Raw genomic sequence first — 13,931 nt, 5'->3', positions numbered from 1 at the left:
TCAGTAATGAATAATCAAAACAGCCAATTTGACCCTACTGAACACCCACACCGCCGATTTAACCCTTTATTAGGGGAATCCGTATTGGTCTCACCGCATAGAGCTAAACGCCCTTGGCAGGGCCAAGAAGAGAGTGTCGATCATGAAATCAAACCTGCCTATGACGAAAACTGTTTTTTATGTAAAGGCAATACTCGGATCAATGGTGAAGTAAACCCTGATTATGAAGGGACGTTTGTTTTTACCAATGACTTTGCTGCACTACGTGAAGATGTACCTGGTGTTGCGTTTGATGATCCATTATTTAGTATGCAAACTGAGCGCGGTACTGCACGAGTAATCTGCTTTTCGCCGGATCATTCGAAAACCTTGCCTGAATTGTCTTTGGCTGAAATTACCAATGTGGTGGCAACGTGGCAGCAGCAATGTAAAGAGCTATCACAGACCTACCGCTGGGTACAAGTGTTTGAAAACAAAGGCGCTGTAATGGGTTGCTCTAATCCGCACCCGCATGGCCAAATTTGGGCGCAACACCAGCTACCTAGCTTAGTCGAGCGTAAGCAGGTTAACTTACAACAATACACCCATCAGCATGGGTCAAACTTATTGCTTGATTATGCCAAACGAGAAGTGGAATTACAGGAGCGCGTTGTCTGCATCAATGATGACTGGCTAGTGGTTGTGCCTTATTGGGCTGCGTGGCCATTTGAAACGCTTCTATTACCGCGCTTTGCGATAACCAGAATGACTGATTTAACAACAGTCCAGCAAGCGAGTTTAGCTGAGGTGATCAAACAAATCACAGTCAAATATGACAATTTGTTTCAATGTTCATTTGCTTATTCAATGGGTTGGCATGGTGCGCCATATGATGACCAAGATGACTCATGTTGGCAATTACACGGCCAGTTCTTCCCGCCACTGTTACGCTCTGCAACTGTTAAAAAGTTTATGGTGGGTTATGAAATGATGGCTGAAGCGCAGCGCGATATAACCCCAGAGCAAGCCGCAACTATATTAAAAAAACAATCACTCACTCATTATAAAGAGAACAAGAAATGAATGTTGAGCATAGCGTACGTTTAGCTTTTATTAATCACTATGGACGCGAAGCAGACTTTATAGTTAAAGCTCCTGGGCGTGTCAATTTAATTGGTGAACATACAGATTATAATGACGGGTTTGTACTACCTTGCGCTATTGAATACGCCACTTTTATTGCGGTGTCGGCGCGAGATGACGATAAAGTAAATGTACTTGCACTAGATTGTAATAATCAAACAGATTCGTTTTTTATTAATACTGAGCTTAATAGCCACAGCACTCAAACGTGGAGTAACTACGTGCGCGGTGTAGTAAATGAATTACAAAAAAGCGGCTATACACTAAGTGGTAGCGATATCTGTATCAGCGGTGATGTACCCCAGGGCGCAGGCCTTAGTTCTTCGGCCTCCCTTGAGGTGGGTATTACCTATGCGTTTAATCATTTATGTGATTTGTCTATTGAGCGAAAATAGATAGCCAAAATTGCGCAAGCTGCAGAAAACAATTTTGTGGGATGCAACTGCGGGATAATGGATCAGCTTATTTCAGCATGTGGTAAGCGGGGGCAAGCACTGGGTATTGACTGCCGCTCACTTGATTTAATTGAAGTGGGTATAGACCCAAGCATGAGCATTTTGATGATTAACTCTAACGTTAAGCGTGGCTTGCTAGATAGCGAATACAACTTACGCCGCGAGCAGTGTTATGAAGGTGCTGAGGCCTTAGCTAAATCAAGCTTACGTGAGGTTAGTATTGAGGAGTTTGAGGCGCAAAAGCATACCTTAAAAGCAGATGTTGCAAAACGTGTTGAGCATATAGTGTATGAAAATGCGCGAACTCTAGAGGCAATGGACGCGTTTAGTAATAACGACACCACAGCATTAAGCAAACTGATGATGCAAAGCCATGAATCCATGCGTGATTTGTTCGAAATCACGACACCAGAAATTGATTTTCTTGTGGATATTATTGCAAATGTAATTAATACACATGGCGGCGTAAGAATGACGGGCGGTGGTTTTGGTGGGTGTGTGGTTGCATTTGTTCCTAAGGTTTTAGTAAAGGATGTAATTTACGCTATTGAATCGCAGTACGAGCAGCAAACTGGATTAAAAGAAACAATATACACAAGCGTACCTTCAACAGGTGTATCACTTATTAGTGCATAAGGAGAGCCAAATGGACAAAGTACTGGTAACAGGTGGGGCGGGCTATATTGGCAGCCACACTGTTTTAAGCTTATTAAGAGATGGTTTTGATGTAGTTGTAATAGATGATTTAAGTAACTCAAGTCGTGAAGCGCTTACTCGCGTAGAGGCCTTAGCAAAGCGCAAAGTAGAATTTATTCATGCTAGTTTACTCGATACTGACAAGTTATCTGCCACGTTTTGCGAGCACAAGTTTGATTCCGTTATTCACTTTGCTGGCTTAAAAGCGGTTGGCGAATCAATAAAAAAACCACTTGAATATTACTATACCAACTTGGTATCTACCTTAAACTTATGCCAGTGCATGCTTAAATATAACGTTAATAAGCTAGTTTTTAGCTCTTCAGCTACGGTTTATGGTCAAGGTGCTTCTGTCCCGTATACCGAAGATTTACCGCTTGGGCGCGCGGCAAGCCCATATGGGCAAACCAAAGTAATGATCGAACAAATTTTGCAAGAAATCGTTGCCTCTAACACAGCTCTCCAAGTGGCAAGTTTGCGATATTTTAATCCTATAGGTGCAGATGTTAGCGGCCAAATAGGAGAAGACCCATTAGGCATTCCCAATAACTTAATGCCTTTTATTGCTCAGGTAGCTGTAGGTAAACTTGATAAACTCGCTATTTTTGGTGGTGATTATCCTACAGAAGATGGTACATGTGAACGTGACTATATACACGTTAGTGATTTAGCTAATGGTCATATTAAAGCTCTTAAGTGGCTTGGCGAGCAACACCACAGCTTATATGAAGCGTTTAACTTAGGCACTGGTATTCCTTATTCTGTGCTTGGCATAGTAAAAGCGTTTATTGAACATACCGGAGTTGATATAAACTTTGAGATCGGAAAGCGCCGCGATGGCGACTTAGCATCTTTTTGGGCTGACTCATCTAAAGCCCAGTCTGTTTTAGGCTGGCAATGCAAATATACCCTCGCAGACATGATGAAAGACACATGGCGATGGCAAAGTAATAACCCCCAAGGCTTTTTAAGCAAGTAACCGTGATGCAGACAATAACGCTTAAGCGGCATGATGGCTTAAAAGTGACTTTAAGTAGCTATGGCGCCACTATTCGAACAATTGAGGCGCCTAACGGCGATCACCTTGCTTTGTGTTATGAAAATAAAGCAGATTGGCGCAGTAATCCAGCACGATATCAGCATTAATAAGGTGGCTTTTCACTGCGTTAGCCCTAGCAATGATCAAGGTTTTCCTGGTCGTGTTGAATTTATTTTTAGCTATAAGCTTAGTGATAACCAGCTAGTGATCACAATGCAGGGTGAGCCAAGTGAAATCACCAAGCTTGATTAAGTTCTAACTGGCAACGGTTTTGATGATTACTATTTATTAGACCCAAAGGGGGCAGGGCAATTACAGCTTCTTGGCTCTATTGTAAATAAAATAACGGGCTACCAAGTTGATATACATTCAACGGCAACGGGTTGTAAGTTTTATACTGGGTTTTACCTTGACCCGCAATTTAAGCATCTTGATGGCCAACAATTTGGCCCTTACATGGGGCTGTGTATTGAGCCACATGAACTTCCCAATGCTGTCAATCATCCACATTTTCTCAGTACGCTTTATGCACCAGAGAAACCGTATTACCAACAAATAAAATTTGAGATCCATTTCCCACAATAAAAATAATCAAAAATAAGGTAAGTCGATATGAAACGGAGAAACTTTCTTAAATTAAGTGCAGGGTTAATTGGCTCTAGCTAAATGCAAACAATTTACCAGTTGGCCTTATGTTAAAAAGTTTAACAAATAATTTAACTGACTTTTATAAATAACGTTGAATCCCTTTAATTTAGCGAAACCGTGATAAAGAGTGCGAAGTAAGCGTGAAAGCAGCTTCGCTTTTTTTGAATTAACACTGCATTGTTAACAAAATACAGTTGACAATGAATTGCTGCTCATACTATTGTTTACAAAATAATAACCTGACAACATAATAAAACCTTCAATGGGGAACACACATGAAAACCATCAACAGTATATTTAAACTCAGTGCAATAACTGCAGCACTTATGACTACTCAACTGGCTTACGCTCAGCAAGAAGAAACTAAAAAAGCTGAAGAAGACATAGAAGTTATAGAAGTAAGTGGCCTAGCTGCTAGTGTTAAAAAATCAATTAACGATAAACGCTTCGCTGAAAACGTGGTTGATTCAATTAACGCTGAGGATATCGGTAAATCGACAGACCAAAACATCGCTGATGCATTATCACGTGTAACCGGTGTTTCTGTTCAGTCAGTAGATGGTGAAGGTTCTCGCATCTCTGTTCGTGGTGCAAATTCACAGCAAAATAACATCAGCATGAATGGAGTTCAGCTTGGCTCAACAGGTTATAGTCAAGGTGTTGATTTATCGCAATATTCATCAGATATTTTATCGAAAATTGAGGTGGTAAAAACACCAAGTGCCGATCATGAAGAAGGTTCTCTTGGTGCGAATATAAATTTAACCACTACAAAACCACTCGATTTAAATTATGAAATTGCAACCGTAACACTTGAAGGTCGATATAATGATTTATCTGAAGAAGATAACTATAAAGTATCAGGCACTATGTCGAAGAAGTTTTTTGAAGACACTTTTGGTGTAGTTGTAACTGCAGTAAAAGAAACAAATGCCTACAGAAAAGATCAGTATTCAGCAACGCAGTGGTTTGCACTAGAATCGCCTCTGGCCAAAGATACAAATGGTAATGTAGTAGAAAATGCGGTAGGTATTTCACCTCGCCTTACTGATTATGAATACCATGAAAGCCAAAATGACCGCACTAATTTTAACCTAGGTTTGCAATGGTTAGCGTCAGAAACTACGGAAGTAAATTTTAATGCCAATTTGAGTAACCAATCAATCCAAAACTCAATGCACGGTATTCGTACACGTTCTGTTGATTATAAAAACTTAGTTGAAGGTGAAGATCCTGGTCTATCAACGGGACCTTCAATTTATACAGATCCAGAAGCTGATTGGCGTACCATTGATCTAGAAACTAACACCTTCACTAAGTTTGTAAACCGCTTTGGTACTGGTGACTTGCTGCAATCTGAAGCTGATTTTGATAACAAAAGCGCTGTTTATTCGTTTGATATTAATCATCAATTTAGTGATTTGTTGCAAATGGATGCTGGTGTTGGTTATTCAAAATCAGAGCAAGTTCCTAATAATTCTGTGTATGTTGGTATGCAAAACTATGGGAATATTAATGCATGGATCATTAATAATGTCTCGCCAGAAGATGTTGAACCAGTAGGCTACGACTGTACGCTAAGTAGTCAATGTCAGTTGATCTCTGGAAGTGGTGAGATTGATTATGGCGAAAACAATACATTTGGTGATCCACTCAATGTATGGGATAACTATGGCACGACAGGATTTAACCCTGATGATTTAAGTGCGCAACATTTGAATTATATGAATCGTACGTTAAATACAGTAGAAGATGAGCAAAAATCGCTATTTGTTGACTTTGATTATGCACTTGATTCAAATAACTTCCGCTCAATTGAGTTTGGCGCGAAATGGTCTAACCGGACTAAGTACGTAGATGCGCAACAGGGTACATTTAACACAGTGGGCGAAGGTGTTGTTGTATTAAACCCTTATACAGGACAACCAACCGTATTAGGCAGTGGTTTACGTGACATATCAGGCGATATGGTGACAAGTGGTGACGAATTCCCAGTCGATGACTTTATGGCTGGTCTTGGTTACGGTCGCGATAGTATTACTGATGGTTGGTCTAGTTTTTCTGCATTTAAAGCCTTTGAAGTCGCGCAAGGTAGTTCAGAGGTTGCGTTTGATATTAATGATTCAAATACACGTAATACGGAACTTGATAACTTAGCTTTATACACTAAGTTAAATTTCGAAGTAATGGATGGCAAAATTACTGGTGATGTGGGTGTTCGTTATGTTAAAACGACAGTTGAAGTACAGGGATCATCCGGCGTGCAATTTGCTTATGACCCTTCAAATGCGGCACGTTTAATGGACCCATTTAAGCTTGAGGAGTTACGTGATACCAGCTTACCATTATGTGAGGCCACGCGTTTTTACGGAACTAATTATGACGAAGAAGCGCGTTGGTCACGCGTTGATGGTTTAGGTTATGATACATTAGGTACTAATGACAAAACAGATGATGTTGTTATTGCTGACCAAGGTGCATGTCATGATCCAAATGCTATTCAAGGCAATCCTAATGAAACAGAGTGGTGGTTATGGCGTCACTCAGATGTTTCAACTGAAAAAAATTATGTATACGGCGAACGTAAGTTTGATGAAAACGGGAATTTATTACCAACAGAAGATCGCAGTGTTCGCACATTTGCTGTAACAGATGAGCATGAATATGATGTGTTTTTACCAAGCTTAAATATCAATTATCTGCATGATGAAGATACAATTATTCGATTTGCTGCATCTAAAACTATGGCGCGCCCACAAATAGATTCGCTTCGCCCAGGCTTTAAAGTAAGTGAGACACAATGGGGCGGAGAAAACAGGAATAATTCTATTACACTGACTATCCCGAAATTAGATCCACTTGAATCATTTAATCTAGATTTATCGTATGAGTGGTATTTCAATAAGTCAGGTTTATTAGCTGCGACACTGTTTTACAAAGATATGACTAACTTTGAAGAGTCAGAAACAATCGTGACCTATATGGATGACTTACGTGACGTAGGACTCACAGAAGGTGAATCATATGATCCAAGTGACTTAGTGCTTATTGCAGGACAAGATAGCTTAGAAGGGTGTATGCCTAAGCGCTTCCAAGGCGGCGAAGACTACTTAAAAGACTGGATGTACTCGGGTGATTTAGAGCAAATGTGTGCTAAGTTTAATACCACGCGTATTAAAAACGGTAAAGGAGCGTCAATAAAAGGTCTTGAACTACAGTACATGCAAACCTATGATAACTTACCGGGTATTTGGTCTGGTTTAGGTTTACAAGCTAACTATACTTATCAAGATTCTAAATATGACCAAGAAGTTTCTTCAATTGATAGCAGTGTGAAAGTACCATCACTTGCTGTTGCATATACACCTGAGCATAGTTACAACTTGACTGGTTTCTGGGAGAAAAATGGTCACCAGTTGCGTTTATCATACCAAGGTACGACTGATCAGTTAGTACAACGTTCTTGGGAGAATGGCTCGCTGTGGGAAGATGGTCGCCAAACACTCGACTTCTCAGCTACTTATCAAGTAACAGATATGATGTCTGTATCATTCCAAGTGGCTAACTTAACAGATGAAGGAGTACGCCAGTACTTCACTAGCAGGTTTCTTGAAGCAGGCGGTGTGACCTTTAATGAAGGTAGCCCACTAGAAGGTGATGCAACTAAGTCACGCACGGTTTATCAATACCATACCGGACGTACATTTAGACTTAATACGCGTATTAATTTCTAACACGTTTCTCGAGAAGAAGCCCGCAACATCGTTGCGGGCTTTTTTTGTCTGATAATTGTACAAGCTTTTTTATACCGTGCAGATGAAGTGAGTGGCATATATTAAAGTAGGTTAATTACTGATCTAGTTCAGTTTGAGCACAGTAAAGCTAGGGCACGTTTGATTCTATATCAATTTAGTCACTTTATGCACTAGGGCTTTAAGCGAAGCGTTGCATGAAAAATTTCTTAACACCTTGTTTTACTGAAAAAGTTGAATTGTAAATCAGGGGGGACCCATTGAAACGGGAAAATAAAGTACAGGCAAAGTATGGGGAGTTGTAGGTGATTAATTAAAAAACTCCAAGGCTGGAACTATTAAACTAGTGTTTAATAGACCCTATATTTGCCAAACTATCAGCGGGTTGATCGTAGAGCTCAATATGGCTGCCATCACGCCAAGTGACACTAATCTCTTTTATGTTAGAATCATTCCCTAAGCCAAAATGGGCAATGTTCATTAAACTCTGTGAGTGGTTTGCACTGTGCGAACCGACAACTTGATATTGGGTCGTTTGAGCCGTTTTTATTTCAACCTTTGCCCCCATTGCATCAATCCCTGATGGCGAATATCCGATACGCACTAAGCTGTAATGGTTATTAAGCATCGCTGAGGTGTTTTTATATAAGTGCCAACGACCGTTGTCGTCATCGCCACTGAGCAGATCAAGCTTACCGTCATGGTTGTAATCAAATGCTGCGCCCATATCGCCATGAGAATCTTGATTTAACTCGCTGGTGGCTGAATTTAATAGCTGGCTAGTAAATTGGTTATTGCCTTGGTTAATGAGCATCACATCGGCCACGCGTTGTTTTAAATGGCCAAATCGATACACCACGAAATCAATTAAAGTGTCATTATTAAAATCACCCGGCACCACGCCCCAGTTATTATCAATAGTTTGTTTTGGTAATTGCGCTGATATATCCGTAAGTTGACCTTTATCGTTACGTAGTAAAATATCACTTAATGCTAGGTTTTGTGGTGTCCAATCTGTGTTATAGCTAATGACATTTTTGAACGAAGCGCGCACATCCCATGCTAAATTATCCGCTAAATACCATTCTACCCGCCATTTGTTGTTACCTAAATGACCAATATACCAGCCTGTTTTATTGATATTTTTTGCAAATCCTTGGGCTTGATCTGCAGCGATGCTTTGCTCTGAGACTGGCGTGTTTATGGGTACCTGTTCGGCACCTAAAAAGACCGGCATAGCTTTCATTTTTTTGCCCCGAGGAAAATGATAAAAATCACTTAGAATCAAATCCCCCTGTGTTGTTAGGCTCAAGCCATCATGACTTTTATTGCCTTCGTCTCGTAAGTCTAAACGCTTTAGTTGGTCATTGTATGAAATACTATTATTGGCGATGGTGTAATGTAATTTGCCCCTAGCAAGGTAGTAGTCCAAATCTCTATCATTATCGATATCGGCATGGGCAAGAGTTAAAGTACCCGTTGTATCGAGTGATTGTGGCAACACCTTAGCTGTGACATCGGTAAAACTAAAATCATTGTTGCCTTGTAAAATTACTAACGGGCTGTAACCATTAAAGCCGAAAATATCAGGAATGTTATCGTTATTAAAATCAGTGATCAGCACGCGCTCGCTATTTAAATTTTCAAAGACGGGGGAAGGGTGATAATCGAATGTACCATTGCCGTTATTTTCAAATAAAATGTTACGGGGGCTCTGCTCTGTCACCATTTTTTCAGCGTTAACTTGCATAAAGTCCAAGTCGCCATCGTTATCTAGATCAATCCACCGAACAGAACGTCCTCGCGCTCCCATTTCTGATAAGCCAGCTTGCGCTGTAACATCAGTAAATTGACCTTGGTTGTTTTGTAATAACCGCTGTGGTTGCGGGCTAAGGCCATTACCGCCGCCTAATGATAATAAAATGTCATTATCGCCATCATTATCGTAATCGCCACTGGCCATGCCGTGTAAGTCAACTCGTGGGTAAATATCAGCTTGCTTGGTAAAACTAAAATCACTATTTGATAAGAATAACTGAACAGGCGTAGAGTCATGATTAGTTAGTAATAAATCATACAGGCCATCATTATTTAAATCAGATAGGGATGGGCCGCCGTACTTCCAATTTTTATCAGTTGTTAATCCCACTTCAACAGAGACATCGTCGAACATTATTTTAGGTTTAGCTTGCATGCTGGTGTGTTGATTACTGCAAGCTGTGATGCAAAGTGCAATAGATATAGCACTGAGTTTAAATACTGTATTGCTCATAGAAATACTCCTTATAAGGTGTTGGTGTAGGCGTAGCCAAAGTAAACTCATAAATGTAGCTTTCTAAGTTTTCAACAATATCAGCTAAGTTATCGACCGTTTGTTGGTTGCTTAGGGTAGTACTTGTTACAGATTGAGCATCAGTGTTGATTAAGGTTATTTGCTCATTGATGAAATTAGACACTGATGTTTGTTCTTCTGTGGCTGTGGCAATTTGCAGAGCCATGTCGATCAGCTCTTTAAGTACATTTCAATGGTGCGCTGTTGTATGGCTGACACATTTTTAACAAGCTCTGGCCAATAAGTGCCAGCGATATTTAGCGGTTTATTGATTTTTTGATAGATGTTTTCACGGGGTTGTAGCGTCACTTCTTCAGACTTTAAATAGCTCACGTTTTGCGTCATTTGAATAAACGCACATTGTGCATTTTCAGTGGCAAAATTATAAAATAGGCCATTATAAGTTTGCACTGCGGTCGCGCTTCTGAAAATTTCGCCGTATATGTATACATCTAATTGTGTATTGCTTGCAGTATTTATAACGCTATCGTGAAATGAGCGTTCGACACTACTGGTGATGACCACAATTTCACTCAATGTCATTAATAGTTTGCGGATGAGATTGTTAATTTCATACATCGTGTCAACTTCTCGACCAAATTGCGTTATGTATGCTTTACTTAGGTGATTTTTTTCATCAGCTACTTGTCAGACTATTTGCAGATCGCTTAATTGTTTATCGATTATTTCTACGTGGTTATTCAAGTTCGGAAATTGCTTAACTGGCTGCTGGTTCTCAGTAATGAATTGTTTAAACTGATTAGTATTTGTTAGCGCGTTTTGTCGATAAGCGAGCCTCTGCTGCTGCGGCAAAGAAGATCGTACTTTTTCAACTGATATAAGCCCTGTAATTAGTAATGGAATAAGCACTAGCATTAAAATTCGTGTCTTTATTTTATAGTTATTTAGGAATGACATAACAAGCTAAGTTTTATGTTAATTGTCAACAATTTACTTAGGTTACATTTTTTTGTGTCTAAATAGCAACCATTAATTAGTGCAATAATAAAGCAAAGCATAAAGTTGGGTGCTCAGCGTTTAGTTAAACGTTATATCTTGGTGCGTGAGTAAATGGCAAACGTGTTAAATATAAGGGACTAAATCAATGTTGAACCGTGTGTTATTCCGGGTTAAATAGGGGTCTTCAAAACATGTAATCTTACATTTGAATGAAGTTTTTATAATTTCTTAATGTTTTTATGAAAACAAATGCTGATATTTTTAACGAAAACATATATCGTTTGTTTACTGTTAACAATATTCAATGTGTGAGATTGAAAATTATGAATAAAAATATATCTCGTCGCTCAGTTCTCAAAATGTTTGCTGCTGGGGTTGTTGCAACTGGCGTCTCTGGTTGTACTCGTCATTTAGGTGCTATGACTTCAACCTTTACTTGCGGTAACAAGGCTCACCGTGATAACTGGTATAAAACGTATAATAGAGTTTGGCTTGGCAAACAGTATTGGGCTAATCCGATGGAAGATTGGCGTGTGAATAACGGTGCGGCTGAATGTATAACTCGTGGGGGGAATCGCAGTGTTCATTCTCTAACACATCAAATAACGAATATTGATCAAGCTTTTTCCATGTCAGTGGAGGTTACGCGTTTAGAGCAAAATAATAACGATGGAGGCGCGGGTATTCGTCTTGGCGCTAAAAGTGAGCTCAATGAATACCGCAGTAACTGTTTTGTTCAACAGGGATACGACCTCGGTATCAAAAATAACAATTTAGTGTTGGGTAACAACACTGTGCCTTTAAAAATTCCGTTAGAGAATCAATCCGTTACTTTAACACTTTCTGGGACTCCTCAATCAGGTGCTATGGCGTTAGAGCTAACGGCTCGTTTAACATCAACTGAAAATATAATCGGTACGGTTACCCATTTGGTACCTGCATCAGAGCTATTAGGTAATGTCGCGCTAGTGAGTAATTTCTCAATTCAATCTGTTACTTATGAAAATGTGCCAGAAGATAAATTAGGCGCACGTTATAAATTTAGCCACTGGGCTATGCAAGGTGAAGCGTTCTCTGTTACTAATGAACAGACATTTGGCCCTATTCTTTGGACTATGTATTCGTTGAGCGATACATTAAGTCATGAAGGTTTTGTGATGAAATTGAGTGCTTACACAGGACCAATAGGTGAGCAAGACAATCAACAATTAGAGCTGCAAGTACAACGTGACAATCAATGGATTGCTATCGACTCACAGCGTATTGACCATGATGGCTGGTTGGCGACTTTTCGTATTGCCAATTGGGATGAGAAACAAGATACGCCTTTTCGAGTTGTATATCATGAGAAATTCAGCGATGGTACACACACACCAGATATATATTCAGGGATTATAAAAGCAAACCCAAGAAATAATACGCTACGAATGGCTGCATTGACCTGTCAAAATGATTATGGCTTTCCGTACCAACCTGTTGCGCAAAATGTCGAAAAATTAAACCCCGATTTAGTGTTTTTCTCTGGCGATCAAATTTATGAAAGCCATGGGGGATTTGGTGTTATTCGTACGCCGGATGATTTGGCAATTTTAAACTATTTACGCAAATTTTATCAATTTGGTTGGGCTTTTAAAGAAGTCATGCGTAATCAACCGACAATTTGTTTACCTGATGATCACGATGTACTGCAAGGGAATTTGTGGGGTGAGGGGGGCGCAAAAATGCAAAATATTGCAAAAGACCCTTCAGCAAGTGTTTTAGGCGGTTACATAGATTCTGCGCGGGTGGTTAATATGGTACATAAAACAACGCTTAACCATCATCCAGATCCTTATGACTCTACACCAACGAATGGCATTATTTCTTATTATGGGGCGATGCTATACGGCGGTGTTGGTTTTGCCATTCTTGCCGATAGGCAATGGAAAAGTGGCCCAGAGCGTATTAATGTTTCGGTGGGAGAAACAGGGCAAGACGAAGATCCGCTTTATTATAACCCGTTATTCAATCCTCCTGGTTTGGATCTGCTAGGAAATCGCCAAGAGAATTTTCTTAAAGCGTGGGGTAATGACTGGCGCGGGCATAAATTAAAGGCGGTATTAAGCCAAACCGTATTCGCTGCTATTTCTACTCATCAGCCTTTGCCAGATCGTTTCTTAAAATATGATTTTGACTCAAGTGGTTGGCCTGCCTCTGCGCGTAACCGTGCAATTGATGCAATGCGTGACTCTATGGCGTTACATATTTGTGGCGATACCCATTTAGGTTCTTTATCGGAATATGGTGTAAATCAACAAAGAGATAGTAATTGGGCTTTTTGTACGCCTGCCATTTCAGCAGGTTGGCCAAGGTGGTGGAAACCTGAATCGATGAATATGCCTTACCAAAACCGCCCTGCACACGGACTTGCCGAAACAGGCGAATATAATGACACCTTTGGCAACAAGATTTATGTCTATGCGGTTGGTAATCCAGAGGTTGGAAAATCAAATAACCGCTATGTGAAAGCGCATGAAAAAGGCAGTGGTTTTGGTTTTATTACGTTTGATTGTGACAATCTCACTTACACAATGGATGCCTATCGATTTTTAGTCGATGTTAACGATGGTAAAGCAAGTAATCAGTTCCCGGGCTGGCCTGTAACCATTCATCAGCAAGAGAACAAAGGTAACAACCTGTTAAGTTAATTCAGGTTAAAATTACTAGTGTACTTTTTAAAACGGCAGTTGATATATTCTATCGCCGTTTTAATTGACGCAATTTTAAGTAAAAAATAATGCCTTAGCTCTTTCAATAATGCGGCTCTGAATTCGGCGCGAGGCATAAAGATTAGGAAGCGCACTAAACAACTGAGCTACAGTCGTACAAATAGTATCTTAATTATATTTATTCGGAGGGGAGAATAATTTTGGTACGACTGAGTGGAT

The 13,931-nt window shown here is 39.9% G+C and carries 8 protein-coding genes and 2 pseudogenes; 7 read left to right on the top strand and 3 right to left on the bottom strand.

Annotated elements, in window-relative coordinates:
- Positions 1-6 precede the first annotated feature (6 nt).
- From CWB60_RS03855 to CWB60_RS03830, 6 genes and pseudogenes are all read left to right on the top strand, one after another.
- Positions 7-1,062 (top strand): UDP-glucose--hexose-1-phosphate uridylyltransferase, encoded by a 1,056-nt coding sequence (locus CWB60_RS03855; protein WP_138576760.1) that lies wholly within the window; start codon positions 7-9, stop codon positions 1,060-1,062.
- A pseudogene (gene galK / locus CWB60_RS21160) lies at positions 1,059-2,213 on the top strand (galactokinase). Before CWB60_RS03855 ends, galK begins: the two are co-directional and overlap by 4 nt.
- Before the next feature lie 10 nt (positions 2,214-2,223).
- Positions 2,224-3,252: a UDP-glucose 4-epimerase GalE gene (gene galE, locus CWB60_RS03845; RefSeq protein WP_064385073.1), complete on the top strand. Its 1,029-nt coding sequence runs from the start codon at positions 2,224-2,226 to the stop codon at positions 3,250-3,252.
- A gap of 117 nt (positions 3,253-3,369) precedes the next feature.
- On the top strand, positions 3,370-3,564 hold the full coding sequence (locus tag CWB60_RS03840) for a hypothetical protein (RefSeq protein ID WP_096041599.1): 195 nt from the start codon (positions 3,370-3,372) through the stop codon (positions 3,562-3,564).
- A 24-nt stretch (positions 3,565-3,588) separates the two neighbouring features.
- Positions 3,589-3,897: pseudogene (locus CWB60_RS21155) on the top strand (aldose epimerase family protein); the annotation flags it as partial.
- A gap of 338 nt (positions 3,898-4,235) precedes the next feature.
- A complete protein-coding gene (locus tag CWB60_RS03830) occupies positions 4,236-7,694 on the top strand; it encodes a TonB-dependent receptor (protein ID WP_138576758.1) in 3,459 nt (1,152 codons plus the stop codon).
- 361 nt (positions 7,695-8,055) lie between these two features.
- On the opposite strand, the gene CWB60_RS03825 is transcribed toward CWB60_RS03830, so the two are convergent.
- Genes CWB60_RS03825 through CWB60_RS03815 form a run of 3 tightly spaced genes read right to left on the bottom strand, consistent with a single transcriptional unit; the run spans position 8,056 to position 10,623 of the window.
- Positions 8,056-9,984, bottom strand: coding sequence for a CRTAC1 family protein (locus tag CWB60_RS03825; protein ID WP_138576756.1), 1,929 nt, complete (start codon positions 9,982-9,984; stop codon positions 8,056-8,058).
- Positions 9,965-10,210, bottom strand: coding sequence for a hypothetical protein (locus CWB60_RS03820; RefSeq protein WP_138576754.1), 246 nt, complete (start codon positions 10,208-10,210; stop codon positions 9,965-9,967). Before CWB60_RS03820 ends, CWB60_RS03825 begins: the two co-directional genes overlap by 20 nt.
- 5 nt (positions 10,211-10,215) lie before the next feature.
- A complete protein-coding gene (locus CWB60_RS03815) occupies positions 10,216-10,623 on the bottom strand; it encodes a hypothetical protein (RefSeq protein ID WP_064385079.1) in 408 nt (135 codons plus the stop codon).
- 704 nt (positions 10,624-11,327) lie between these two features.
- On the opposite strand from CWB60_RS03815, the gene CWB60_RS03810 reads away from it, so the two are divergent.
- Positions 11,328-13,691 carry an alkaline phosphatase D family protein gene (locus CWB60_RS03810; protein WP_138576752.1) on the top strand — a complete coding sequence of 788 codons (2,364 nt, stop codon included), beginning with the start codon at positions 11,328-11,330 and terminating at the stop codon, positions 13,689-13,691.
- Positions 13,692-13,931: the final 240 nt, after the last annotated feature.

Origin of the sequence: Pseudoalteromonas sp. S327 (assembly GCF_005886415.1) — a bacterium.
Lineage (GTDB): Bacteria > Pseudomonadota > Gammaproteobacteria > Enterobacterales > Alteromonadaceae > Pseudoalteromonas > Pseudoalteromonas atlantica.
Note: the sequence above shows the minus strand (reverse complement) of the source record. Positions and strands in the feature narration are given on the sequence as shown.